This window comes from Schaalia turicensis ACS-279-V-Col4 (genome assembly GCF_000296505.1).
GTDB lineage: Bacteria > Actinomycetota > Actinomycetes > Actinomycetales > Actinomycetaceae > Pauljensenia > Pauljensenia turicensis_A.
In genome coordinates, this window is sequence record NZ_JH815211.1 from 45,866 (window position 1) to 69,728 (window position 23,863).

Below are 23,863 nucleotides of genomic sequence, written 5' to 3' on the forward strand. Positions count from 1 at the left end.
TCCAATTCCTCTTTCAGCGCACGCCCATGGTTCATCGCGCGATTCTACAGGTGGCGCGGGTAGGCTCGCAGTATGAACGAGGACGAAACGTTCCCCCAGGACAATCCATTCGAAGACTTTCTGCGCAATATGCTCGGCGCCAACGCAGCGGAAGAAGCAATGCGGGCGCTGAACGCACAAGGGTTCGATCCTTCAATGTTGCCTCCGGAGGTTCAGAATCCAAACACTTTGAACGCCGCATTGAAGCAGATGCAGTTCTTTATGAATACGTCCACGGGTCCCGTTGATTGGCGAATCGTGAATGATTCTGCACGCCAACAAATCTACTCTGCGGGCGATCCAGCTGTGAGTGCAGCCCAGGCGGGACGCGCACGTCAAGCGTTGAGCGTTGCTGACTTGTGGCTTGATACTGTCACCGATTTTGCCCCCGGACAGGTCGAGCGCGCGGCGTGGAGTCGCATTGAGTGGACCGAGGTCACCCTTGAGCAGTGGAAACGAATCTGCGAACCAATTGCGCTGAATGTTTCTCGTGCGCTCACGTCTGTGATTGAAAACCAGATGGGCGGGATCTCAGGCGATCCTTCGCTTCTTCCTGAGAGCTTTGCCTCTATGGCAAGCCAAATGAAGAGCCTGACTCCGAAGTTGGCGACAATGATGTTTTCTTCCCAGCTTGGAATGGCACTGACCGCGCTTGCGCGCGAAACGTTCGGCACGAATGACGTGGGTATTCCCCTCTTGACGAAGCCGACAACTGGTTTGGTGGTGTCGAACGTTGAGGATTTCGCAGACGGGCTGGATATTCCTTTCGAAGAGGTTCTACAGTTCGTTGCTGTTCGCGAGTGCGCTCATCGTCGTCTTTTTGCTTCAGTTCCGTGGCTTGAGGGCGATCTGATGCGAGCCGTCGAAAACTACGCGACTCATATCGAGATCGACATGGAAGCTCTTTCTGATGTTGCCCGCACGTTGGATCCGACGGATCAGCAGTCGATCGAGGAAGCCCTGTCGGGTGGCGTGTTTGCGATGAATATTTCGCCCGAGCAGAAGCGTAGTTTGGAGCGTCTTGAAACGATGCTTGCGCTGATCGAAGGCTGGGTTGAAGTTGTGACGGCTCAAGCGACCGCCCCGTATCTTCCTCACGCCGATCAGTTGCGCGAAATGATCCGTCGTCGTCGCGCTACCGGCGGCCCAGCCGAGCAGGTGCTGGGTCAGTTGATCGGATTGCAGATGCGTCCGCGTCGTGCACGAGGCGCCGCATCGATCTTCAGTCTTGTCGCAGCCGACGGTGGGAGGGAAGCTCGCGACGCCCTCTGGTCACATCCTGACATGGTGCCGACGCAGGCAGAGCTTGATTCTCCCGACACCTTCTTGACGATCCGCCAGGCGGCTCGTGAACAAGACGCGGATATCGATGCTGCTCTCAATGCCCTGTTGGACGGCACGATGGGGTGGGCTGAAGGGCTTTCTCCGGAGAGTGATCCCGAGAGTGAAACGTTGGCGCGGGCAGGATTTGCTCCGGACGATCAGGCCGAGGATCAGTTCAATGATTCTGCTGACGGTTCTGAAGACAAGGATTCTGATCCTTCTTCGGGGGATACTCAGGCCTAACGATGAAGCCCCTCATCACCTCCGCGCTGATGCTTGTGGATAACTTTTTCGCGCGAGCACGCTCGGCCTGTGGATAAACGCTGAGCCGGGTTGAAGGCTGGCATACTCATCGCCATCGAGTTCTCACGAAGAGGTGTGCGATGAAGTTGAAGCCCGGTGTCACGGTGTTGAGGGTTGGGGATCATTCGGTCCAGGTTGGAACAGATCACGGTCACCACATGGTCCTTCGTGGCCTGCATGATCGTCAGATCAATGCCTTGATCGCGTGCAGTCAACATTCTGTGTCTTTGGATGCCGATCAAGATGATCCTTTGCCGAGCACTTTGCCGATTCGTCTTCGGATGCGCCTGCAACACGCTGGATTCTTAGAAGATGTCACTCTGCCCCAACACCTCGCGTTGACGTTCACCGTCTTCGATGACGTATCCGCGCGAGTTTTGGATCTGGTGAAAAATGACTTCTATCTTGAGGTCATTCCTCTGCAACCACGTCGGGTTGATGACCGGATTGCCAGGGTGATTGGTGAAGGCTTTCTAGGGTTGCCGCTGAAACGGTCACTATCAAATCGCTATGACTTACTCCCCCGCTATGTACCTCATACTCATGGTCAAAATGAGGCTTTAACGATTGTGTCCTCTCAGCGGTTTCCCGCGTTCGAAGACTCCTGGATGCTCGTGAAAGAAGATATCCCCCACCTTCTGGTCACTGAACTGGAAGACGGCTATGACGTCGGGCCTCTTGTCATCCCAGGACTCAGTGCGTGTGGAGCATGTTTACTCTCCCAAGAAAACGCTAGAGATCCTGATTTTCTTGATCACCGTAAGACAGCGATGCGGACGCCATTGGTTGCTCCCACCCCTCTTGCCACCCATGGCGCAGCCTGGTCGATTGCCAGGTTTATCCAGACTTTTATGGGGAATGATCACCTGATGACATCGAGCATTCACCATATTGATGCTCACGGTGGCTTCTCAATACGACAAGCTGTACCTGAAGCGAACTGCGGGTGTAAGGAGAACAGTCTAAGCGAGCGTACTTCCGATCGATAGTACGAAGAGAACGTATTAAAGAAGATCGTCCTTAGTCACTTCAACTGTTTCGCCGTCCAGGATCGCTAAAACGGATGATCCGAACGCATCTGCTTTGATCTCGCCGATGCCGGAAATCCCAAGAAGCTCACGATGGTTCTTCGGACGCCTTGTCGCAAGCTCACGAAGCGTGACATCCGAAAAAACCGTATAGGGAGGCTTACCAGCGAGCTTTGCAACATCACTTCGCCACGAGCGGAGGGCTTCGAAAAGATCGAGGGTCTCTTTCGACGCTGTTGCTTGGAACTCGCGTGTCGCTTGCTTCGATGATGATGCGTGAGCGTGAGCGGGCTTCTTCGTCTTTATCGAGGGGCTATGTGGCCACACGCTGTTCAGCAGACGACTACGTTTACGCTTCGAACGATCCCCATCACGCCGGCTTCGCGCCCACGACACTTCAAGAATGTCCCGCGCACGAGTGATACCAACGTAGAGAAGGCGACGTTCTTCTTCGATTGCTTCGGGGGTCTGAGCGTAGGAAATAGGGAGCAGACCTTCGCTGAGCCCCGGCATAAAAACAGCTGACCATTCCAGCCCCTTCGCCGAGTGAAGAGTCATGACTTCCACGCCCTCTTTATTTGGCTCTTCTGCTGCCTTGCGCTTGTGCGTGAGCTCTTCAATGAACCCAGCAAGATCCGGAGCAGATGAATCAGTAGCCAATGCGATCAGCGTATTGAGGTTATTCCAGCGTTCAAGCGCATTTGCTCCATTGGGAGCTTGAGGCGTCCAGCCGATGGCTCCCAAGTGTTCTTCTATGTGGTCGCGCAGAGAGCCAGGGGAATCCTGGCCAGACTTCGACACCGCGATCAGATGGCTGACTGCACGGCGAACTGATTCTCTATCAAAGAATGGGGTCTCGTCTTGAAGAGCAATCGGGATCTGACGCGCTGAAAACACTTCTTCGTAGAGTTCGGATTGAGCGTTGATACGAAGGAGGACAGCGATATCGTGGGCAGGTGTTCCACAATGTATGAGCTCTTGAATCTTCGACGCGATGGCTTCAGCTTCTTCCCTATCTGACGAATAGCTTGCGAATTCAACATGCGCACCCGAAGGTCGTTGAGAGCTGAGCGTGACAGCGCCACTGGTTTTTCCTGCCCCCAGCATGACCGAGTTAGCGACATCAACAATTTGAGGGGTCGACCGATAATCTCTGGTCAGTTCAAGGACGTGCGCGCCCTTGAATTTCTTTGGGAAATCGACAAGAAATGATGATTGAGCACCTGCAAATGAATAAATTGTCTGGGCAACATCGCCAACGACACACACGTCGTGACGATCACCGATCCATAGATCCAACAACGACTGTTGCAGGCGTGACACATCCTGGAATTCATCAACCACGAAGTTCTGGTACTGGTTACGCACTTGCCTAGCAACGTCAGGACGATCCTGCATGATGGCGGCCATCAAAATAAGGACGTCTTCAAAATCGATCGCACCACGTTCGCGCTTAGCGTCCTCATACAGGCGAAGTATCGTTGCCATCTCATCAGCGCTTAAGCCATCTGGAACAGGGTGTCCGTCGCGCACTACTTCGCCGTAGCGCTCTGCGTTAACCATCGACACTTTCGCCCATTCAATTTCGGCAACAACATCGCGGAATTCAACATTTCCCTGCGCTATTCCAAGGCGGGACATCACGGGATAAACAAGCGATGATTTACTGGGGATGAGCTCTGGAATCTGACCACCAATTGCTGTTGGCCAGAAGAATTTCAGCTGACTGAGTGCAGCCGAATGGAAGGTTCGAGCAGGAACTCCGGGAACGCCAAGCTGGGTAAGTCTTTGCCCCATTTCAAAAGCAGCGCGACGCGTGAACGTCACTGCAAGAACCGAATGTGGCGTGAACGCACCCGTTGCCACACCGTACGCAATGCGATAGGTGATCGCACGCGTTTTCCCTGTCCCTGCGCCAGCAAGAACAGCCAATGGCCCTTTCACTTGCAGGGCAACAGCGCGCTGATCCGGGTCAAGCGCGTCAAGAAGAGCATTCGGGTCTGGCAAATTCATAGAACGATTGTCCCACTGACCATGGAGAAACCAATGTGCATCATGGGCGCCGAAGCGGGTCAAGCGAGCTTGGGCTCTCAGGCAAGTCGCTTCCGTACCAATCCACAAGCAGGGCATACGCAATGGATGTTGGGCCCGGCGCACTCACTTCACCGCTGTGAAGAGCATCGCGCAATTCACTCCGGCTAAAGAACCGCGCCCATTCGATCTCTTCCCCATCGGGAATCGGCACAACCGGTGTTCTAACAGCTACTCGCGCGGTGTACCCAATCATCTGCGAACGAGGGAACGGCCACGGTTGCGTCGCCTGATATTCAACGCTGGCCACATCCAGACCAACTTCTTCTTTAACCTCGCGAATAACTGCATGTTCAGGCGATTCTCCGGCCTCGACAAAGCCGGCGATCAGAGAACACATTGTGGTGCGCCACGCCGTATTGTGCGCAAGCAACACACGATCCTCATCATCGTCGATGCGCACAATAACTGCCGGGTCCTGTCGCGGATATTCCACGTGCCCACACCCGGAACACTCCGTCGCCCAGCCACTCAGAATCGAGCGAACAGGCTTCCCACAACGAGCGCAGAAACGGTAGGAGGCATGCCAAGTAGCAAGAGACACACCCACTATCGCAACCCCAGAATCCGAAGCACTCAACATATGCCCGCCCCATCGCAGGTGAACCCACTGCACGCCCGGAAGCTCAGCGTCATTGTCAAGGCAGAGCACAATCTGCCCCGCCCCATCATCAGTGGCACCGACGAAATAGGCGGGGGCGGCCTCGTCGATCAGAGAGAGGGCGACCGGGGTGGAAATCGTTGCCAACTCAATCTCTGCACAGGCATCACGAACTGGAATAACGCCGATCGCGCCATTTGGCTTTACTACAACTGCGCGGACGGACGACAGCCCTGCGCGATCCTCTTCACTCACCCCTGCACCCAAAGCCTTTACGCCGCGTTCAAGGAGCGCGCGTGGGCTGACATTCTCACGCACGGAAACCAGGGCGCGAGGAGTTAGCCGGACAAGGGGAAGGTGAAGTGTCATACCTCAACGCTAACCCTCCTGGGGTTCGCTTCGCGAAGTGAACTAGGCTGGAGGCATGACTCATGATGTATCTCGCGCCGATGGGCGCTCATTCGACCAGCTCCGTCCCATTTCCATGACCCGCGGTTGGGCGGGCGTCGGTGAAGGCTCCGTCCTTGTCGAGTTCGGAAATACTCGCGTCCTCTGCGTCGCCTCGCTGACAGAGGGTGTTCCGCGCTGGCGTAAAGGGAGCGGAGAAGGTTGGGTCACCGCCGAATACTCGATGCTGCCACGCGCAACCGCTGAACGCTCACAGCGCGAATCCATCAAGGGCAAGGTCGGTGGACGCACACAGGAAATCTCACGCCTCATTGGTCGAAGCCTGCGCGCAATCATTGACGTGACAGCTCTGGGCGAAAACACAATTGTCCTCGACTGCGACGTTCTGCGTGCAGACGGTGGCACTCGCACCGCGTCCGTGACCGGCGCCTACGTTGCGCTGGCTGAAGCGGTCCGCTGGGGCACCGAAAAAGGTCTCATCACACCCAAGGCTGGCACGTCCGTGCTGACCGACTCCGTGTCGGCGATCTCCGTTGGCATTATCGACAGCACCCCGATGCTCGACCTCCCCTACGTTGAAGACGTCCGCGCAGAAACTGACATGAACATCGTTCAGACCGGCAACGGCAACTTCATCGAGATTCAGGGCACTGCCGAGCACGCGCCCTTCAACCGTGATGAACTGGGAGACCTGCTTGACCTGGCAGCGATCGGCAACGCGCAACTGGCCGATCTGCAACGTCGTTGTTTGACCGCTGGCGAACTTGAGACGGTCACCCTCTGATGACGACCCCCAAACTGGTTTTCGCCACCGGCAACGCCCACAAAATCGCGGAGTTGGAAGCAATTCTGGCCCCCGCATACGCAGGGTACGAGGCCGGGATCATTGCCAAGATGAGTGACTTTGATGCGCCCGAACCGGTAGAAGACGGTGCATCTTTCGAAGAAAACTCTCTGATCAAAGCTCGTTCTTTGGTGAAGCTGACCGGGTTGCCGGCGATCGCGGACGATTCCGGTTTGTGCGTTGACATTCTGGGTGGAGCGCCCGGCATTTTCTCTGCTCGCTGGTGTGGCCACCACGGTGACGATGCAGCAAACCTCGATTTGCTCCTTGCTCAGTTGGCCGATGTGCCTGATGCGCTACGAGGTGCCGCATTCGTCTCTGCTGCTGTATTGGTTCTGCCTGACGGGCGCGAGTTCGTTCAGCGCGGAGAGGTTCGTGGTACTTTGCTTCACGAGCGCCGTGGTAGTGGCGGATTTGGCTACGACCCGATCTTCGTTGCCGATGGCTTTAACGTGACGACAGCGGAAATGACGCCCCAGCAGAAGAATGCGATCAGCCATCGAGGCATTGCATTCCGCGCCCTCACTCCCGCGGTTGTCGATGCGCTCCAACAGAGCCAGTGATCTCAATTCATCCTTGTTTCAGTAAGCAGGCATGACAAGAGAGGCGATGCCACCGGTGGCATCGCCTCTCTTGTCTATTAAGTTGTCACGCTAGCGAGAGCGGTGTTTATCACCAAGCCGGATTCAGCGGGCGACCAGATTGCCGTAAATCGGGCGATCCATGCAGAACTGCAGTTCATCACGCTGCTGTCTGCGATAGCGAGTGACATAGGAACGGAAGCGGTCTAGCTGACGACGGACCAATGACATCATGACGTTTCTCCATTCAACTCTGTGTCGTATGCCTCACTGTTCACGACTCGATACATATAAGTATGCACGCCACTCACATACAGTTCAATTGAACTATTCTTTTTTGTAATTTAAGTTTTACTTAAGCAATAGGAGCTCCGATGCATCTCGATCCAAAACGACTCCAAGTTCTTCTTGAAGTTCACCGAGAAGGTGGAATCGTCGCCGCGTCAGACTACCTGGGGGTCTCTGCATCAGCGGTGTCACAACAAATCAAAAAACTCGAGGAAGAAGTCGGTCTGGACCTCGTCGATCGCAACCCAGCCGGCGCTCTTCTTACCCCCGCAGGGCGCATTCTTGTCAACGGCGCCGAACGCATCGAGAATAACCTTAACGACATTGCCCGAAATCTTCGCCCCATCGCCGGACACCTGACCGGTGTCGTACACATCGGCGCTTTTCACACGGTTATTCGTAACGTCCTCCTCCCCCTCACCTCCCAGCTGGAACAAGAGCTTCCCGGCGTCGAAATCCACATCGATGAATCCGGCGAAGGCCCGGGCATGACGAAGATGCGTTCAGGCAAGTTCGACCTGCTCATGCTGGAACGTGACACCGCCCCCGGCAACGCGCCACGCGGCTTCACCGATGTCCAATTTATCGACGAACCCTGGGTACTGGTCAGCCCCTCCAACGCCCCGCTAGTGGGATCCGAACGCGACCTTGCCGACGTCCAATGGCTCCGGGTCGCACCGGACACGATCGGCGCACTCCCCATGCAACGTGTGGCAGCTGCAACGTCACACATCCACTGGGTGCCCTACTCGTACATCAACTACGAGGCGGCGCACGCCCTTGTTCGCGCCGGTAAAGGCTCAACGATCATGCCCTACATGGCTATCCAAGGAATTGCACTGGGAGGTATGCGTGTCACAACTCTGCCAGCACTGGGCTTCAGGCGCATTTTGGTGCGTCACCGCAACGGAGAAGATTCACCGAACACTGCAACCGGCCAGGTCCTTGCTGCCCTCTTCCAGTGGGTTGCAACCCACCACAATGACTGGCGTGGCAACACATACGAGACCACTCAGTAGCAGTCCCAGCGATGAGCGCTACGTGTCACCCACCACGAACGAAGATCCAAGGCAGGCGAAATCAACGGGACCAGACCAGGTCTGACGCAGTTCAGCAAGCACCTGTTCAGTTTCTGTCCACGGTTGAATGTGCGTCGCAACCAGTCGACCAACATGTGCTCGCGTCGCAAAGCTACCTGCGCGCACCCCATCCATGTGGATTCCACGAACTGAATCTTCACGAGTGAAACCAACTTCACTCAGAAGAAGATCCACATTCATAGCTCCAGCATCGATACGAGGGCTTTCATCCGTATCGCCGGTAAAGAACATCGACACCGCGGTCGACGGATCTGACTGACTCGGCCCCTCAATGCGCGTTCCGAACGAGGGAATTGTGTGGATACCCTTGAACGATGTCAGAGTCATCGGACCAATCTGATAGGACTGGCCATCTTCAACGGTTCGAATATTGAATTCGTTCGCATACAGCTCTTCTTCGACGACGCCGTCGATCTGGCGGATACGTTCCAACAGACCTTCGGGACCGACAACCATCAGCGGAGGCAAATCAGAGCCGGGGCCCCACTTGCGGTACACCTGTAGCGAGATGATGTCAGCCATATGGTCAGCGTGGCAGTGCGAAAGGACCACCGCATCAATATCGCGGGGGCTAATCCAACGCCAGAGAGCACCGAAAGAACCGGGGCCCATCTCGAGAACCACGTTCCACACGCGATCCTCACCGGTGCTCGGATCAACGCCGTTCGCTTGAACCAAGTAGCACGAGGCCGGAGACTTCGGACCGGACATGGAACCGGTGCACCCGATCGTTGTCAGTTTCATTGGGCACTGGCTCCTGACGCAATCGAGATTTCTTGCACGTTGCCAACTTCGGGGCCAAGAAAACGTCGGGCCAGACGTGGGAACGTATCGCCGGAGTCGGTTGTCATGAACTGGTGATGGGGACCGTCACCTTCCGCCCATGGTTCATGTAAGAGATCGCGGTCGGTCAGTTCGTTGTACGTCACGTTGGCAGTCGCTTCTGACGAGGTCACAAGGGACACTCCTTCGCCCATGACACGGCCGATAACGCCGGTCAACAACGGGTAGTGCGTGCATCCCAGGATAAGAGTGTCGACGCCATCGTCCTTGAGTGGCTGAAGATACTCGCGCGCGACAGCTTCCAGTTCAACTCCGGTTGTCACACCACGCTCAACAAAGGGAACAAAATCAGGGCACGCCTGCTGTGAGACATGGAGACCTGGAACGGCCGCAAGCGCGTTTCGATATGCTTCCGACTGGATGGTTGCCTGCGTACCAATCACGCCAATACGACGATTCCTCGTGGTCGCGACAGCCTGCTTGGCGGCCGGAGTGATGACCTCAATGACGGGGATATGCGCGTCAATCCAGTAGCGTTCGCGCGCATCTGAAAGGGCTGCAGCCGTTGCCGTATTACAGGCGATCACCAGCGCTTTCACACCACGGAAAGCGAGTTCATCCAAGCATTCCAATGTGAAGCGACGCGCTTCTGCAATTGCACGAGGCCCGTAGGGGGTGTGGGCGGTGTCGCCGAGGTAGAGGATTTCCTCGTCCGGCAATTTATCAATGACGGCACGCGCGACGGTCAGGCCACCGAGGCCAGAATCAAAAATACCGATAGGCGCGTTATCCATGCTTTGACCCTAGTTGCTACCGCCTTGGGAATTCAGGGCTAACACCAGTGAGTCTTGCCACCAGGTAAGGAGCATGTAGATAGCGCTTGCCGACTGCTGACGGGTCCCATTCGGTTTTTCGCTTGCAATCTTCGCGATTTGCTCCACGTCATCATCGGAAGCGATCTGAAGTTCACCGGCAAGTCCGAGACGAACATCATTAAGCGCACCAAGCCAATCCCAGACCTCGTCAGCATCGAAACTGACTTCTTGAATACCGAGGGCTTCGGCGCGCTCAATATGCGCGCACACTTTACGCAGTCGAGCAGACTTTTCTGCCCGCAAAAAATCTTCCGTCAGCGCACGCAAACCCGTTGCGTCCTGAGGGTCAGAGCTCATCGCTGGAAGTAAATAGTCCAGGGAGTGTTCTTCTGGAGCCTCGCGATGATTCTCCAACGAGGTTGCCGCCGCAACGAACGCTGGCATATCCCCTGGATCATCAAGGACAACAAGAATCTCACGCATCAGCTGCGCAATCAACGTCGAATACGGGGGGTGCAATTCGGCGCTGAAAGCGCCGGCCTCGTATACAAAAGGACCAATCACGAGTCAAGTTCCAACGTCGCGTGCAAACCGTACCCGTGCATCGCCACAACATCGGCTTCCATGCGTTCGCGAAGTCCCGTAGATACGGTTGCTTTGCCGAGCACGTGGACCTCACGCATCAGGGAATCAGCGCGATCGTGCGAATAGCCGAAGTGACGGACAAACACGTTGGTCACATACGACATCAGATTGACCGGGTCGTCCCAAACGACAGTACGCCACTGCGCGAGCCCAGCTAAGGTGGGGGCCGGGCGTTCAAGTGGCGTCGATGAAGTCGTTGGCATGTTTCAAGCCTAAGCAACGATTTCGTACCATGGTGTGGTTTCAACACGCGAACTTGTGGTATATCGCGCTAGGTTTGTCATATGCCCTCATCAATTTCAACGTCACTGCTGACGGACATGTATGAACTGACCATGTTTGATGCTGCTTTGAAAGCCGGCACCGCATGGCGCACATCCACTTTCGAGGTTTTCGGGCGTCGTCTTCCCGCAACCCGACGCTTCGGTGTTGTCGCAGGTATTGGTCGCATTCTCGAAGCGCTCGAACGCTTCGAATTCGAGCCCGCTCAGATCGATTGGCTTCACGCCGAGAAAATCGTCTCCGATGACGCACTTGATTATCTGAAGAATTTCCACTTCACCGGTTCGATTCGTGGCTACGCCGAAGGCGAATGCTATTTCCCAGGCTCTCCTCTGCTGACCGTCGAGGGAACCTTCGCCGAGTGCACGATGCTCGAGACGCTTCTTCTGTCGATCCTGAACCATGACTGCGCGATCGCGTCGGCCGCGTCACGTATGACAATCGCCGCCCACGGTCGCCCGTGCATGGATATGGGAGCTCGACGAGGCCACGAACGAGCCGCTGTTTCCGCAGCGCGCGCAGCAATCATCGGCGGCTTTGCTGGAACCAGCGATCTGGAAGCAGCCAAGCGCTACGGAATCCGCGCGATTGGCACCGCAGCCCACTCTTTCACACTCCTGCACGATTCGGAACGCGAAGCATTCGACGCTCAGATTGCACTGCTTGGCCCATCGACGACACTGCTCGTTGACACCTACGACGTCGAACAGGGCGTCATCAACGCTGTTGAGGCCGCACGCGCTGCCGGCGGTGAACTAGGCGCCGTTCGTTTGGACTCTGGCGACCTTGTTGCCACCGCCTTCAAGGTTCGCGGTCAGCTTGATGCTCTCGGTGCAACGACCACGAAGATCACGGTCACCAACGATCTGGATGAGTACGCTATCGCAGCCCTAGGCGCCGCGCCGATCGACTCCTATGGGGTTGGAACGAAGCTGGTCACCGGTTCGGGCGTGCCCACAGCGGCCCTCGTGTACAAACTCGTGTCCCGCGAAGACGAGAACGGCAATCCGAAGCCTGTTGCGAAGAAATCGGAATCCAAGTCGACGGTCGGTGGCAAGAAGTTCGCTGGTCGTGTCATCGACGAAGACGGATACGCAGCCGAAGAGATCCTGGTTGTCACCGATTCTGAAGCCGATGCGAAGGCTGAACTTGCCAAGCGGGGCGCACGCGAACTTCAAATTCCGCTGATCACTAACGGCACAATCGATTCTTCCCTCTGGGGAGACGACGCATTAGAGAAAGCACAAGCAACGCACGTGCGCTCGCGTAACGAACTTCCCTATCAGGCCTGGCGCCTGTCCGAGGGCGAGGTCGCGATCCCGACACGCTATGTGAAGCTCTGAATCGCTGAGAGACGCGACGGCGCTCGCGCACCTTGGGTGCGCGAGCGCCACGTTGTATCAGCTCATCATTCACATTCAGCTGCGTCAGGCCTAGTGTTTTCCAACGAACCACTGGCGAAGCAAAGCAATGCGCGCTTCAATCTGTTCCGTGGTTGCACGGGCGATCTCCGGGCCGCCACAGCGTTGACGCAGCTGAGCGTGAACCATCGCGTGCGGTTCGCCGCTACGACGCGACCAGGACGAGACCAGGTGTGAGAGTTCCTTACGCTTTGCGGCGCGGAGACGGTGGTCTGAGACTCCAGCGTTCGCCTCACGCATCTTCGCTGCGATCTTCGACTTCTTTTGAGCTGCAACCTGTTCAGCTTGGCGCGCCCTCAAAAGAGTAGTCACTTGATCTGCATCAAGCAGGCCGGGAATCCCCAAGTATTCCTGTTCTTCGACTGAACCAACCTGAGCGCCTTGCCCCCAGGCAGCACCGTCGAAGAGCACGCCATCAAACTCTGCGTCTGCACCCAAGGCCTCGTACTGATTGAGCAAATCCGACGATGCTGACTCACTCACATTTGCCTGGGCGACCATGGCGTCTTCAGGATTCCACATGGCGTCTTCGTCATCAGCTGACTTCGGACGGTCAAGCGCGTGGTCGCGTTCAGCTTCCATCTGTGAAGCAAGCTCCAGCAGTGGAACGACCGAAGGAACGAAGACTGTCGCTGTCTCACCGCGTTTGCGGGCACGGACAAAACGTCCAACGGCCTGGGCAAAGAACAGCGGGGTGGACGTGTTTGTCGCGTAGACGCCCACCGATAGACGAGGCACATCCACGCCTTCCGACACCATTCGGACGGCAACCATCCAACGGTCATCCGATTCTCGGAACGCATCAATGCGATCCGAGGCGTCAGCATCGTCGGACAGGACGATCGTCGCCTTCTTACCCGTGATCTCGTACAGATGACGCGCATAGGCCCGCGCCTGCGTCTGATTAGAGGCGATCACCAGACCACCGGCATCAGGGATCTGACGACGCACTTCTGCAAGACGCAGATCGGCGGCACGAAGAACGGCAGGAATCCACTCACCCTTCGGATCAAGAGCCGTGCGCCAGGCCTGCTTCATCATGTCTTTCGTCAGAGGTTCACCCAGGCGAGCGCTCATTTCATCGCCGGTCGAGGTACGCCATGACATCTGACCCGAATAGGACATGAACAGGACCGGGCGAACAACCATGTCTCGTAGAGCATCGCCGTAGCCGTAGCTGTAGTCGGCGTGAGAGCGACGAATACCATCGGCATCTTCCACGTAGCGAACAAACGGGATCGGCGACGTATCAGAGCGGAAAGGAGTGCCTGTCAGAGCAAGACGGCGCGTTGCATCGCCGAACGCTTGGCGCACACCGTCACCCCACGACAGCGAGTCACCAGCGTGGTGGATCTCGTCCAAGATGACGAGGGTCCGATAGTCGCGTGTACGCATTTCATGGACCGCAGGATTAGCGCCGACCTGCGCATACGTAACGGCAACACCATCAAAATGCGAGCCCGCACGGCCCTGAGCATTCGTAAACGACGGGTCAATATGAATACCGACTCGCGCAGCAGCATCGGCCCACTGGCCTTTCAAATGTTCAGTCGGGCAGACGACGGTGACCTTATCGACGATGCCCTGCCCCATCAGCTCCACAGCAATACGGAGAGCAAAGGTCGTTTTACCCGCACCGGGAGTTGCAACCGCAAGGAAGTCACGCGGTGCCTCAGCCATGTATTGCTCAAGAGCAGCTGCCTGCCATGCGCGAAGCGAACCCGCTGTTCCTCTTCTGGCACGCGCAGGAAACGAGGGAGACAGCGAGCGAGCGGCAGCAGGTGAGATGCGGGATGGATAGAGATGACGATCCTTGGAGGAGCTCACTTATCCGAGCCACCATTCCCGTCTGAGAACGGCCAGTTCCGTCCGTTCTTCCCCATCGAGTCACGAAGTTCCTTGCATGTCGGACACACCGGGTAGCGTGAAGCATCACGCGTCGGAATCCAGACTTTGCCGCATAAGGCAACGACAGGCTGTCCCGTCATCATTGATGAATCAGCTTTATCCCTACGCACGAAGTGCGCGAATCGATCGCCATCGCCGGGAGCCTTTTCGCGTTCAACCTCAGTTCGTTCAAGCAAGCCGGTCGACGATTGAGTCGAGGGAGCAGAGGGCGACGAGGGCCCTTGGGGTTCATTGAGGGAGTTACGCATGCCTCCCATTGTAGGACCGCTAGCGCGGTCTCTCTTGGTGAGAAAGTGAGCTGAACGCGAAAGAAAACCGCTTCATTCAGCAACAAAACAGGCGCTAGGGGCAAAGGAAGAGGAAAAGGCAGAGAAGTTTCACACACGAGTGCGGGGCGGAAACCAGTGGTTTCCGCCCCGCACTCGAAGAGTTTGATCAGATGATCACTTGGCAACAGCCTTCTTCAGGGTGGAGCCAGCGGAGAGCTTCACGCCGAAGCCAGCCGGGATCTGAATCTCTTCGCCCGTGCGCGGGTTGCGACCGGTGCGTGCTGCACGCTCGACGCGCTCTACGGAGAACAGGCCGGTGATCTTCACGGCTTCACCCTTACCAAGGGACTCAACCAGGACGTCCTGGAAAGCGCCAAGAGCTGCATCTGCTTCGACCTTGGTCAGGTTTGCGCGCTCTGCGATCTGCGCAACGAGCTCGGTGCGATTGATGGGCATGAGAACCTCATTCCTATTGTTACTATCAGCTGTCACGGCGACAGCCACTGGGGAAACAGTACGAAAAAACTGAGCCATTTGTCAGTTCGTTACGGCATTTTTCGCAATTTATGGCTTATTTCTCGCATTTTGGATCCCCATAGAGCATGAGCGACCACCTAAAAAGCCATTTTTATTGACTTGGGTCACATTTCTTTGGTTACCTTTGCTGACAGAACAAAGTAATCAAACGAGGTTCGAATAACTCAACAGGTCTTTCAAAGCCATGAACGAAAGACCACATCATCACGCACACACAACCACGTGTCCAGCGCACCAAGGGGATAGCTTACTCCCTTGTTTCCCCTCCTCGAACACTCGTCCAAACCGGGTGCGAGATAGGCCACGCGATGCAGGAAACACCCGCGCGCGAGAGGAAGATTGGAAGAGCCCAACAACCTCTTAGAGTTCCAGGAGAATCCATGGCTCTCGGACGAAATGAAACGCCTACCGAAACCGGCAAGACCGTTCATCCCGTTGACCAAGTCCCATCCTTTGGCAAACTTTCAGTTCTTGGCATTCAGCACGTGTTGGCTTTCTACGCTGGCGCCGTCGTTGTTCCTCTTGTTATCGCATCCGGTCTCGGCCTCGATAACGAAACCCTGATCCACCTGATCAACGCCGACCTGTTCACCTGCGGTATCGCCTCGATCATTCAGTCGGCCGGCCTCGGCCCGAAGATCGGAGTGAGGCTGCCCCTTATCCAGGGCGTCACCTTCACTGCAGTTTCGCCCCTTATCGCAATCGGTATCGCCGCCACTCCAGCCGGTGCCGATCCGAAGACCGGCCTTGCCACCATGTATGGCTCCATCATTGCGGCCGGCCTCGCCACTTTCTTCGTGGCACCTTTCTTCGCGAAACTCCTTCGCTTCTTCCCACCCGTCGTCACCGGCACACTTCTGACCGTCATGGGTATCACGCTCATCTCCGTCTCCGCTGGCGACATCGTGTCGTGGGGCACCTACGCGGCAGAGGGGCAGGACGCTGGCGCACTCACTCTGCGCGGCCTCGCCTACGCATTCGGCACCCTGGTAATCATCGTTGCCATCCAGCGCATCTTTAAAGGCTTTATGTCGACCATCTCGGTCCTCGTCGGCCTGGTTGTCATGACCGCTATCGCATTCGCCCTTGGCGACGCCAACTTCTCTGATATCGGTCAGTCGGCATGGGTTGGCGTGACCACCCCGTTCTTCTTCGGCATTCCGAAGTTCAACATCGCCGCAATCATTTCAATGCTCATCGTCATGGCAGTAACCATGGTTGAAACCACCGGCGATGTTTTCGCAACCGGCGAGGTCGTCGGCAAGCGCATCACGCCGAAGCACGTTGCAAACGCTCTTCGCGCAGATGGTCTATCCACCCTCCTCGGTGGCGTCTTCAACTCGTTCCCCTACACCTGCTTCGCCCAGAACGTCGGTCTGGTTCGACTGACCCGCGTGAAGTCCCGCTGGGTTGTCACTGCAGCCGGCATCATTATGATCATCCTCGGCATCCTGCCGAAGGCTGGCGCAGTGGTTGCCTCGATTCCCGGGCCGGTCATCGGTGGCGCATCTCTGGCCATGTTCGCGAACGTTGCCGTTGTCGGTATCCAGACCTTGTCCAAGGTCGACATGCGCGATCACCGCAATGCCGTCATCGTTTCGACCTCCATTGGTCTGGCCATGCTGGTCACTCTGAAGCCCGATCTTGCATCCCTGATGCCGTCATGGTTGCAGATCATCTTCGGTTCCGGCGTGACCATCGGTGCGCTGATAGCTTTCATTCTGAACCTGCTCTTCTTCCACGTTGGCAAGCAGGATGGCCCGGATGTTGCAATCGTTGACGGTCGTCCCGTGGACCTCGATCAGGTCAATGCGATGGATCGCGAGACCTTCGTTGAAGCCTTCAAGAGCATGTACGACGGTGACGTCTGGCCCGTCGAACGCGCATGGGAGCAGCGTCCGTTCACCGATGCAACCGAGCTCCGTAAGGCATTCGAGGACGAGGTCCTCGGTGCATCTGCTGATGAACAGGAAGCTTTGATCAGCGCCTACGTTGACATCGCCGACTTAGCCTCCAACCAGGATGCCAACGAGCAGGCGCATGCTGACACCGCAGCCCTCGCTCTTGGCGAATTCAACGATGCTGAACTCAAGGAGCTGCAGGCAGCATCGGCTGCCTACCGCGAGAAGTTTAATCGCCCGCTGGTCGTCTGCGTGACCAATCTTGCCGATCGTGAACAGCTGATTGCTTCGGCATGGAAGCGCGTCGAGTCTTCGCAGACGCGTGAAGCACGCTTCGCACTCGGTGAGGTCATCGACATTGCCGACGAGCGTTTCAACATTCTGGTTGCTGATGCGAACCCGATCCGCACCGCGTGGGGTCGCAACTTTGACCAGGTCGACTGACCGATCCCGATTCGTTGAAACTCCGCTGGGGGGGCTGGCACACGCCAGCCCCCCCAGCGCTTTTCTCCCCCGAATTGTCAGCGCCTACTCATCCCGGCCTACCTGCACCACGGCCTGAACTCTATCTTCTGGTCCGACGTTATCGGCATCAACGACAGTGGTGACTTCCTCGGGGGCTTTCACACACGATGGGCCCACGATCTGGTTATACACCGGATCGCGGACCCATTCGTTATGCGCGCAAGGCGCTGAAGTGAAGAAAGGTAGAAGTTCTGCGGGTACCTCGTCCCCCAACGAGAAACAGAAGGAGCAACTCTGGCGAAACTGTGGATTACTTGTCCAGTGGGCGACGCTGGAAGAACGCCGCCAGCGCGGAGCCGGACACGTTGTGCCAGACAGAGAAGATTGCGCCGGGGACGGCTGCTTCGGGGGTAAAGTACTGGGCACCGAGACCCGCTGCTAGACCGGAGTTCTGCATACCAACTTCGATGGCAGTCGTGCGAGCTGCACGCTCACCGACACCGGTCAGCCGGGCAAAACCGTAGCCGAGGCCCAAGCCAAGCGCATTGTGCACGATGACGACGGCAAGAACCAGCAGGCCACCCGACAGTATGCGCTCAGACGAGGCGCCAACCAACCCGAGGACTGCATAGGAGATGCCAAGGACACTCATCCAGGGCAGGGCGGGAAGAACCGTGGCAACGAAGCGTGGCATCAGGCGACGAACAATCAGGCCAAGGACCACGGGGATGAAGACGATCATCATGATCGACTTTGCCATCGCGGGCGCGTCGACGGGCATGTACTGGCCGGCCAAATACTTGGTCAAAATCGGCGTGACCAGCGGAGAAAGCAGCGTGGAAACGGAGGTCATCGCAACCGACAGGGCAACGTCACCCTTCGCAAGGTAGGCGACGACGTTCGACGCGGTTCCACCGGGCGCACAACCGACAAGGATGACGCCAACTGCGAGCGCCGGATCGAGGTGAAATGCCCAGGTGACGAAGAGTGCGGACAGAGGCATGACGATGAACTGGAGCAGGACACCCAGGATGATGGGCCAGGGGCGACGGGCAACAACCGCAAAGTCAGGAAATGTCAGTGTCAGACCCATGCCGAACATGATGACCATCAGCGCGTAGTTCACGCCGGAAACCAGTGGCGCAGCAGCGTCGGGGAAGATCAGTCCACCAACAAGTGCGCCAAGGATGATCAGGGGGAATACGGTCACCGCGATCTTTGCGGATCGGTCTTCTTGTGCGCTGGGCGCAGGAGTTTGGGGCGCGGGAGCTGTCATCGTTGGGGTGCTCATGCCTCTATTGTGCCCAGCTTTGACGAAGAAAGCCCGTTTCGTCTGCTTTAGTAAGCGACGTCTCGTGGTTGACGAGGTCGGGGTGGCATTATGGACTCCTTTCGGGAAGGGGTTCCGGGCACCGGTTTAACGTGTCTCTTGACGACGCTTTGTCATCTCCATTGCCCGGCATTTTGCTTAGAGTTTGTGTCATGGAACCGAAGAAGATGACACCAAAGAGTGGCGTTAAACGCTCGCTCGGCGCGAAGGGATGGGTTCCCGGTCAGAAGGGGTCGTGGGGAATTGCGTTGCTCCCGCTTCTCTTGGGGTGTTGGCTTGCCGGCTGGCATCCGCTTTTTGCGTTGCTTATCCCCGCGTGGTTTAGCGCGTTCGCGTTCTTCCAAGTGTTTGAGAAGTGGATGAAGGCGCCGTCTTCTCGTCGTTCTTCCCTTCAACCTGCGTTTATCACGTGGACTGGGCTGACCGCTCTGCTCGGCATTCCGCTTCTGGTTGTGGCGCCTCGACTGCTGGCGTGGGCTCCGTTCTTTGCTCCACTGGTTGCGCTGGCCTTGTGGGGGGTGTCGCGCGGGCATGATCGTGCGATTGCGACCAGGTTCTCGTCGGTTCTTGCGTCAACGTTGATGACACCTGTTGCCGCCAGTTTGTCGCTTGATGTGTATCCGACGAACACTGAGCTTGGTTTTGCTTGGGTTTCCTTTGGCGTGCTCAGCGCCTATTTCATCGCCTGCGTTCCGTATGTGCGTTCACTGATTCGCGGACGCAAAAACCCGCGCCCGTGGATTATTGCCGGCGGGGTTCTTCATCTGCTTGCGCTGGTCGGAGTCTGCTGTGCAGTATGGGCGAATCTGCTCGGCTGGAGTTCCATCGTCTTGTGGGTTGCTCTGCTGGCCCGATCCCTGATTGTTCCGCTCTGGCAGGCACGACGCGCAAAGCCGATTCCTGTGATCGTTCTTGGGCGCAGTGAGATTGTGTGGTCACTGCTTGTGGTTGCCAGCTTGACCATCCCACTCATCTAGTCCGATTTATCTACCCAAAGCAACGCCGAGGAACCGCATAGCAGTGTGACCTCGTCAATTGAACAACTGGAACTGCGCCCAGCTCGCTTCAATCCTGCAAGGCTTGGACTATGACGACCGATGCACGAATTACCGCTTTGATCGAGGGCCTGCTCGAAGGACATCCGGAGAGGCGTGTCGACCCGGCGCGCTCTGGCACGCCGATAGGCACTACGAGAGAGCCCAACGATCTGGCGAGCATATCTTCGGGAGTAGCCCCGCTCGACCAGATACCACACGGCATCATGATGGCGAGCGGGGCTTAGAAGTTTCCTTCCGATAATTCCTTCCACGTTGCCTTTTCCAGCTCCGCCTGGCCGAGGGGCCGTTTGTGGCAAGCGTTCTCCTCACGAAGACGCTGGAGCTCTTTGGCTTCACTCGTGCTCATCGACCCATACGTTGACTACCACAGATTCAACGTTGCTTCGCTGATCCCCAGCTCGTTGATAATCTGCGCCGTCGTCGACTCATATAGGCAGTTTCGGCTACTTTATCTTCGTATTTTAGTGCTTTCTGGTTTTCTTACTACCAGCGATAAGTAATCCGCCAGCCACAAGAATCATCGCTGCAACGTGATACGGCATCCCAGCATATCCAGTTTTCGAGAGCTTCCCGGAATTAGGGGATTTAGACGCTTTAGTGGCGCCATCGCCATTGTTGTTGCTTCCACCATTCGGGTTGTCAACCGGGATCTTCTTCCAGACGGCTTTGATAACGGTATCCTTGTCAGCCTTGATCTTGGTTCCAGGCGTAACCTCTTGGCCGTTTACTTCCCAAGCCTTAAATTCCTGGGTGTCATCCGGAGCAGTGAAACCGTTAGGCAACACCGTGTACTCACTACCCTTATCCACGGTCGCGCCATCCATGCTGCCCTTACCACCGTTAGCGTCGTAACTGACCTTCACCTGGATCTTCTTCCAGATAGCTTTCACTTCGGTGTCTTTAGTGACCGTAATCTCGGCGTTCGGCGCAACCTTCTGACCATCAACTTCCCAAGTATCAAACTCTTGAGTGTCATCCGGAGCAGTGAAAGCGTTATCAAGCAGGGTATATTTACTACCCTTATCCACGGTTTTACCAGTCATGGTTCCGCTACCACCGTTAGCGTCATAACTGACCTTCACCTGGCTCTTCTTCCAGACAGCTTTCACTACGGTGTCTTTAATGACCGTAATCTCGGTAGCCGCAGCTACCTCTTTGCCGTCAATTTCCCAGTAATTGAACTCTTGGTTCTCAGGGGCTTTGAATTTATTATCCAAAATCTTGTACTTTGAGCCCTTGTTGAGCTTCTTGCCATCCATTTTGCCGGTGCCGTCATTACCGTTGTAGCTAACAGTGGCAGTTTCGAGCTTCTTGGTTGCCGGATCTGAATCGAGCTTATCGGTGTCACCCTCCAGACCGCCATTATCTTTTGCGGTTGCCGTGACAGTTCCACCAACTTCGATGTCTTCAACTTTCAGAGTAATCACACCGGTGTTCGCATCAACCGTGGCATTATTATCGGCTGTCCAAGTGGTCTTACCGGAAGTTTCGTCTACAGTTCGCGTTGCGGTGACGGTTTTCTCTGCTCCGGAAGCATCCTTATAGGTGACGGTGTAGGACAGCAAGTCAGTATCTTCACCCGGCTTTTCATAGACAGGCGGGGTAATGGTTACTTCACCCTTATCCGTATCTACCGCAATCGCAGGAGATTTAGGTGCGATATTTTTCAGCAGATCCTTGGCTGGGATTGTTCCTTTTGGTTCAGCTCCGTCTTTTACCTTGACTGAACCATCTTCATTTGTTTCTGGAACAAATTTATAATCATTGTTCGGATCCCAATCACCTGCTACATCATCAGCGCTAAATATCTTAACATTTCCGCTGTCATCAAATTGTATAGCTGCCGGAACTCCATCCCAGTCTCCAGTTCCATCGGGGAGTTTAGATACGCCATTTACCGTATTGGCATCTCGAATAGCTTTATCGATGGCTTCTTTATCCGCATCCGTTAATTTGCGAGGATCCCTCACGGCGACTTTTTTGGGGGTTGTTATTACCGGCTCAGACTTCGCGCAAGAACGGAATTTATGTGGCTCTTTGACAAGGATACCGAACTCTTTTCCGAGTTCTAAATCCTTAACCTTATCCTCGATTGGGAAAGTAACTGTTGTGCCGTTAACGGTTACTGCTTGAGACATCTCTTGCGAGTTAGATTTGTCAATTTTACAGCTTCCATTTTCGACAAAATTCTTGCCCTCCCCATCCGTAAAATTATTGATAAAATAAAATTTCGTACCTTCGGCAACCTCTTTATGAAGTGTAACGATAATCTGCCCGTCTGTTACCTGGACTTTTTCTATTGTCAGACCAGTAGATCTTTCCTTTACCTCTTTGATTTTTAGGCCCGTAGCTTCAATTTTTCCGGAGGTTGTTCCATCGGTATAGGTCACTTCATAGTACGCATGGTCCGTGTAATCGATAGAGAATTTAACACTCTTAAAGTCTTGCTTAATGTCCGGATTGGCACCATTCAGCATTTCAAGAGCTTCTGCTTGCTCATCTTTATTTACAAGATTGGCGTCCGGGTGTTCAATCCAGATTTCTCCTACCGGCATTTTGAGCTTGTCTTTATTCTCAACTGCCATTGATGACTGAGCTTTGGCGGTTGCCACAGCAGATGTGGCGCCATTAAAAGTTTGATAGGCAGTGACGGTATCGCCTTCTGCAACAGTAACGCCGGCAGGTAGATTTACCTTCCAAGTAGATCCGCTCGTGGGCGTAACGGAAACAGTGGCTTTTTCGTTACCATTCTTATCTTTTAATGTCACATATACAGTCCCTCTTACAGTCTTTCCATCAACTCTTCCTCGTTGTAATTTACCGCCGGAAATAGTTGTGGCGTCTACAAAGACTGGGAAAATGGTCGGTGTATCTACAGTTGATTGGCGCACTGGTTGATCAACAATCTCCGGCCCAAGCTCTAGACCATCGCCCGACTGGGTATCAGTTTCAACTTCTGGAGTGCTTACTGGTGCCGGGCTGACGCTTTGTTCGTCAGCTTGGGAGCTCATCTGCAGATCCTCGGCTTGAGCCAAGGACGGGGTCGATAGCGTGAAACCCAAAGCGCAGGCCAAGGTTACGATCAGAAATTTTCTAAAAACGTGAGCTGGTTTAAGCAACGCTCTGCCGGCAAGCGCTATAAAAGAACCGGGCACGCCCTTGGGGTTGCGCATGAGAACTTCCTGTCCAGTGTCGCTAGTTGGATCTATTCCCCCTCAAAGTACCACTGTTTCATCCACAAAACCAGCCCGTTGAGCTCAGGTAGGTGGTGACAGCTACAGGAATATAGCTAAACAGATAAAGCAAATTAGCTAGACGTTCATTAAATACATTTTAGCTATTGAAATTCTTATGCATACGTGATTTTTTTTGGTAATCAAATCATCCATTAACGGCAATTTGGAATGAATGTCCACGAAAAAACGTAACAAACTTTTACTGCTTAATTTAGAAGCTCTGGCTTCGGGCAGTTACTCCACGATCGCTCTAGGTTATAGATCTATCCTGTGAAACCGCAAAGTTTTAGCGACTCGCACGCTTTTGGCGGATGGACATATTTCTTGTAGCTTACTTCTCGGAGCCTTCCAGCCTACCGGAAATCTGACAAACTGTGCCGAGCCAGCGATAAGTCAAATACCTAACCAGGAAGACTTCCGAAACCCATGAAGCTACCCCGACAGGGCGAAACGCCACGTTTTAGGGCATAAAAACAGGACGTTCACTTCGTATCAAAATGAACGTCCTAGCGGTGGAGATGGGGGGAATCAGTCCTGACACCACCGCTGACCAGTGCAAACAGCCATGGAAGCGGTGGCGCGTGCAATCAGCGTGCAACTAGCCCGC

At 55.4% G+C, this 23,863-nt stretch carries 20 protein-coding genes; 8 read left to right on the forward strand and 12 right to left on the reverse strand.

Annotated elements, in window-relative coordinates; all coding sequences use genetic code 11:
- Nucleotides 1-72: 72 nt before the first annotated feature.
- Together HMPREF9241_RS08285 and HMPREF9241_RS08295 are read left to right on the forward strand one after the other, a co-directional pair.
- Nucleotides 73-1,605 (forward strand): zinc-dependent metalloprotease, encoded by a 1,533-nt coding sequence (locus tag HMPREF9241_RS08285; protein ID WP_006681837.1) that lies wholly within the window; start codon nucleotides 73-75, stop codon nucleotides 1,603-1,605.
- Between the two features lie 218 nt (nucleotides 1,606-1,823).
- Entirely contained in the window at nucleotides 1,824-2,654 is an 831-nt protein-coding gene (locus HMPREF9241_RS08295; protein ID WP_131367672.1) for a hypothetical protein, read from the forward strand.
- A 15-nt stretch (nucleotides 2,655-2,669) separates the two neighbouring features.
- On the opposite strand, the gene HMPREF9241_RS08300 is transcribed toward HMPREF9241_RS08295, so the two are convergent.
- Together HMPREF9241_RS08300 and nudC are read right to left on the reverse strand one after the other, a co-directional pair.
- Entirely contained in the window at nucleotides 2,670-4,706 is a 2,037-nt protein-coding gene (locus HMPREF9241_RS08300; RefSeq protein ID WP_006681839.1) for an ATP-dependent DNA helicase UvrD2, read from the reverse strand.
- A 40-nt stretch (nucleotides 4,707-4,746) separates the two neighbouring features.
- A complete protein-coding gene (nudC, locus tag HMPREF9241_RS08305; protein WP_006681840.1) occupies nucleotides 4,747-5,754 on the reverse strand; it encodes an NAD(+) diphosphatase in 1,008 nt (335 codons plus the stop codon).
- A gap of 55 nt (nucleotides 5,755-5,809) precedes the next feature.
- Here nudC and rph point away from each other — a divergent pair, with 55 nt between their 5' ends.
- Both rph and rdgB read left to right on the forward strand, forming a co-directional pair.
- Nucleotides 5,810-6,577, forward strand: coding sequence for a ribonuclease PH (gene rph / locus HMPREF9241_RS08310; protein ID WP_006681841.1), 768 nt, complete (start codon nucleotides 5,810-5,812; stop codon nucleotides 6,575-6,577).
- On the forward strand, nucleotides 6,577-7,200 hold the full coding sequence (gene rdgB, locus HMPREF9241_RS08315) for an RdgB/HAM1 family non-canonical purine NTP pyrophosphatase (RefSeq protein WP_006681842.1): 624 nt from the start codon (nucleotides 6,577-6,579) through the stop codon (nucleotides 7,198-7,200). The genes rph and rdgB overlap by 1 nt, the downstream gene beginning before the upstream one ends.
- Nucleotides 7,201-7,323: 123 nt before the next feature.
- Here the strand turns inward: rdgB and HMPREF9241_RS08320 are convergent, their stop codons facing one another.
- Nucleotides 7,324-7,452 carry a hypothetical protein gene (locus HMPREF9241_RS08320; RefSeq protein ID WP_006681843.1) on the reverse strand — a complete coding sequence of 43 codons (129 nt, stop codon included), beginning with the start codon at nucleotides 7,450-7,452 and terminating at the stop codon, nucleotides 7,324-7,326.
- 140 nt (nucleotides 7,453-7,592) lie between these two features.
- Between HMPREF9241_RS08320 and HMPREF9241_RS08325 the strand changes: the two genes are divergently transcribed.
- Complete coding sequence (locus tag HMPREF9241_RS08325) at nucleotides 7,593-8,525, forward strand: LysR family transcriptional regulator (RefSeq protein ID WP_006681844.1); 933 nt, start codon at nucleotides 7,593-7,595, stop codon at nucleotides 8,523-8,525.
- Nucleotides 8,526-8,543: 18 nt separating this feature from the next.
- On the opposite strand, the gene HMPREF9241_RS08330 is transcribed toward HMPREF9241_RS08325, so the two are convergent.
- Genes HMPREF9241_RS08330 through clpS form a run of 4 tightly spaced genes read right to left on the reverse strand, consistent with a single transcriptional unit; the run spans nucleotide 8,544 to nucleotide 11,052 of the window.
- Complete coding sequence (locus HMPREF9241_RS08330) at nucleotides 8,544-9,350, reverse strand: MBL fold metallo-hydrolase (RefSeq protein WP_006681845.1); 807 nt, start codon at nucleotides 9,348-9,350, stop codon at nucleotides 8,544-8,546.
- Nucleotides 9,347-10,183, reverse strand: a complete 837-nt coding sequence (murI, locus tag HMPREF9241_RS08335; protein WP_006681846.1) for a glutamate racemase — start codon at nucleotides 10,181-10,183, stop codon at nucleotides 9,347-9,349. Before murI ends, HMPREF9241_RS08330 begins: the two co-directional genes overlap by 4 nt.
- 9 nt (nucleotides 10,184-10,192) lie before the next feature.
- Nucleotides 10,193-10,768, reverse strand: coding sequence for a DUF2017 family protein (locus HMPREF9241_RS08340; RefSeq protein ID WP_006681847.1), 576 nt, complete (start codon nucleotides 10,766-10,768; stop codon nucleotides 10,193-10,195).
- A complete protein-coding gene (gene clpS, locus HMPREF9241_RS08345; RefSeq protein ID WP_006681848.1) occupies nucleotides 10,765-11,052 on the reverse strand; it encodes an ATP-dependent Clp protease adapter ClpS in 288 nt (95 codons plus the stop codon). Before clpS ends, HMPREF9241_RS08340 begins: the two co-directional genes overlap by 4 nt.
- An 81-nt stretch (nucleotides 11,053-11,133) precedes the next feature.
- On the opposite strand from clpS, the gene HMPREF9241_RS08350 reads away from it, so the two are divergent.
- A complete protein-coding gene (locus HMPREF9241_RS08350) occupies nucleotides 11,134-12,474 on the forward strand; it encodes a nicotinate phosphoribosyltransferase (RefSeq protein ID WP_006681849.1) in 1,341 nt (446 codons plus the stop codon).
- A 90-nt stretch (nucleotides 12,475-12,564) separates the two neighbouring features.
- On the opposite strand, the gene HMPREF9241_RS08355 is transcribed toward HMPREF9241_RS08350, so the two are convergent.
- The 3 genes from HMPREF9241_RS08355 to HMPREF9241_RS08365 form a co-directional block, all read right to left on the reverse strand.
- The gene (locus HMPREF9241_RS08355; RefSeq protein ID WP_424133820.1) at nucleotides 12,565-14,340 is read right to left on the reverse strand and encodes a DEAD/DEAH box helicase; all 1,776 of its coding nucleotides are present in this window, start codon (nucleotides 14,338-14,340) and stop codon (nucleotides 12,565-12,567) included.
- Between the two features lie 35 nt (nucleotides 14,341-14,375).
- On the reverse strand, nucleotides 14,376-14,708 hold the full coding sequence (locus HMPREF9241_RS08360; RefSeq protein WP_040318748.1) for a DUF3039 domain-containing protein: 333 nt from the start codon (nucleotides 14,706-14,708) through the stop codon (nucleotides 14,376-14,378).
- A 195-nt stretch (nucleotides 14,709-14,903) separates the two neighbouring features.
- The gene (locus HMPREF9241_RS08365; RefSeq protein WP_006681852.1) at nucleotides 14,904-15,185 is read right to left on the reverse strand and encodes an HU family DNA-binding protein; all 282 of its coding nucleotides are present in this window, start codon (nucleotides 15,183-15,185) and stop codon (nucleotides 14,904-14,906) included.
- A gap of 461 nt (nucleotides 15,186-15,646) precedes the next feature.
- Between HMPREF9241_RS08365 and HMPREF9241_RS08370 the strand changes: the two genes are divergently transcribed.
- Nucleotides 15,647-17,611, forward strand: a complete 1,965-nt coding sequence (locus HMPREF9241_RS08370; RefSeq protein ID WP_006681853.1) for a solute carrier family 23 protein — start codon at nucleotides 15,647-15,649, stop codon at nucleotides 17,609-17,611.
- Between the two features lie 331 nt (nucleotides 17,612-17,942).
- On the opposite strand, the gene HMPREF9241_RS08375 is transcribed toward HMPREF9241_RS08370, so the two are convergent.
- A complete protein-coding gene (locus tag HMPREF9241_RS08375) occupies nucleotides 17,943-18,923 on the reverse strand; it encodes a bile acid:sodium symporter family protein (protein WP_243440798.1) in 981 nt (326 codons plus the stop codon).
- 191 nt (nucleotides 18,924-19,114) lie between these two features.
- On the opposite strand from HMPREF9241_RS08375, the gene HMPREF9241_RS08380 reads away from it, so the two are divergent.
- A complete protein-coding gene (locus HMPREF9241_RS08380; protein WP_006681855.1) occupies nucleotides 19,115-19,939 on the forward strand; it encodes a YwiC-like family protein in 825 nt (274 codons plus the stop codon).
- 542 nt (nucleotides 19,940-20,481) lie between these two features.
- Here HMPREF9241_RS08380 and HMPREF9241_RS08395 read toward each other — a convergent pair.
- Entirely contained in the window at nucleotides 20,482-23,193 is a 2,712-nt protein-coding gene (locus HMPREF9241_RS08395) for a hypothetical protein (RefSeq protein WP_006681857.1), read from the reverse strand.
- Nucleotides 23,194-23,863 lie beyond the last annotated feature (670 nt).

Excerpts from the sequence above, each read along its gene's own strand:
- HMPREF9241_RS08360 (WP_040318748.1), bottom strand. The coding sequence starts at position 14,708 with ATGCGTAACTCCCTCAATGAACCCCAAGGGCCCTCGTCGCCCTCTGCT.
- rdgB (WP_006681842.1), top strand. The coding sequence starts at position 6,577 with ATGACGACCCCCAAACTGGTTTTCGCCACCGGCAACGCCCACAAAATC.
- HMPREF9241_RS08325 (WP_006681844.1), top strand. The coding sequence starts at position 7,593 with ATGCATCTCGATCCAAAACGACTCCAAGTTCTTCTTGAAGTTCACCGA.
- HMPREF9241_RS08365 (WP_006681852.1), bottom strand. The coding sequence starts at position 15,185 with ATGCCCATCAATCGCACCGAGCTCGTTGCGCAGATCGCAGAGCGCGCA.
- nudC (WP_006681840.1), bottom strand. The coding sequence starts at position 5,754 with ATGACACTTCACCTTCCCCTTGTCCGGCTAACTCCTCGCGCCCTGGTT.
- HMPREF9241_RS08300 (WP_006681839.1), bottom strand. The coding sequence starts at position 4,706 with ATGAATTTGCCAGACCCGAATGCTCTTCTTGACGCGCTTGACCCGGAT.
- HMPREF9241_RS08295 (WP_131367672.1), top strand. The coding sequence starts at position 1,824 with ATGGTCCTTCGTGGCCTGCATGATCGTCAGATCAATGCCTTGATCGCG.
- HMPREF9241_RS08330 (WP_006681845.1), bottom strand. The coding sequence starts at position 9,350 with ATGAAACTGACAACGATCGGGTGCACCGGTTCCATGTCCGGTCCGAAG.
- rph (WP_006681841.1), top strand. The coding sequence starts at position 5,810 with ATGACTCATGATGTATCTCGCGCCGATGGGCGCTCATTCGACCAGCTC.
- clpS (WP_006681848.1), bottom strand. The coding sequence starts at position 11,052 with ATGCCAACGACTTCATCGACGCCACTTGAACGCCCGGCCCCCACCTTA.
- HMPREF9241_RS08370 (WP_006681853.1), top strand. The coding sequence starts at position 15,647 with ATGGCTCTCGGACGAAATGAAACGCCTACCGAAACCGGCAAGACCGTT.
- HMPREF9241_RS08375 (WP_243440798.1), bottom strand. The coding sequence starts at position 18,923 with ATGAGCACCCCAACGATGACAGCTCCCGCGCCCCAAACTCCTGCGCCC.
- HMPREF9241_RS08395 (WP_006681857.1), bottom strand. The coding sequence starts at position 23,193 with ATGCGCAACCCCAAGGGCGTGCCCGGTTCTTTTATAGCGCTTGCCGGC.
- HMPREF9241_RS08380 (WP_006681855.1), top strand. The coding sequence starts at position 19,115 with ATGGAACCGAAGAAGATGACACCAAAGAGTGGCGTTAAACGCTCGCTC.
- HMPREF9241_RS08285 (WP_006681837.1), top strand. The coding sequence starts at position 73 with ATGAACGAGGACGAAACGTTCCCCCAGGACAATCCATTCGAAGACTTT.
- HMPREF9241_RS08350 (WP_006681849.1), top strand. The coding sequence starts at position 11,134 with ATGCCCTCATCAATTTCAACGTCACTGCTGACGGACATGTATGAACTG.
- murI (WP_006681846.1), bottom strand. The coding sequence starts at position 10,183 with ATGGATAACGCGCCTATCGGTATTTTTGATTCTGGCCTCGGTGGCCTG.
- HMPREF9241_RS08320 (WP_006681843.1), bottom strand. The coding sequence starts at position 7,452 with ATGATGTCATTGGTCCGTCGTCAGCTAGACCGCTTCCGTTCCTATGTC.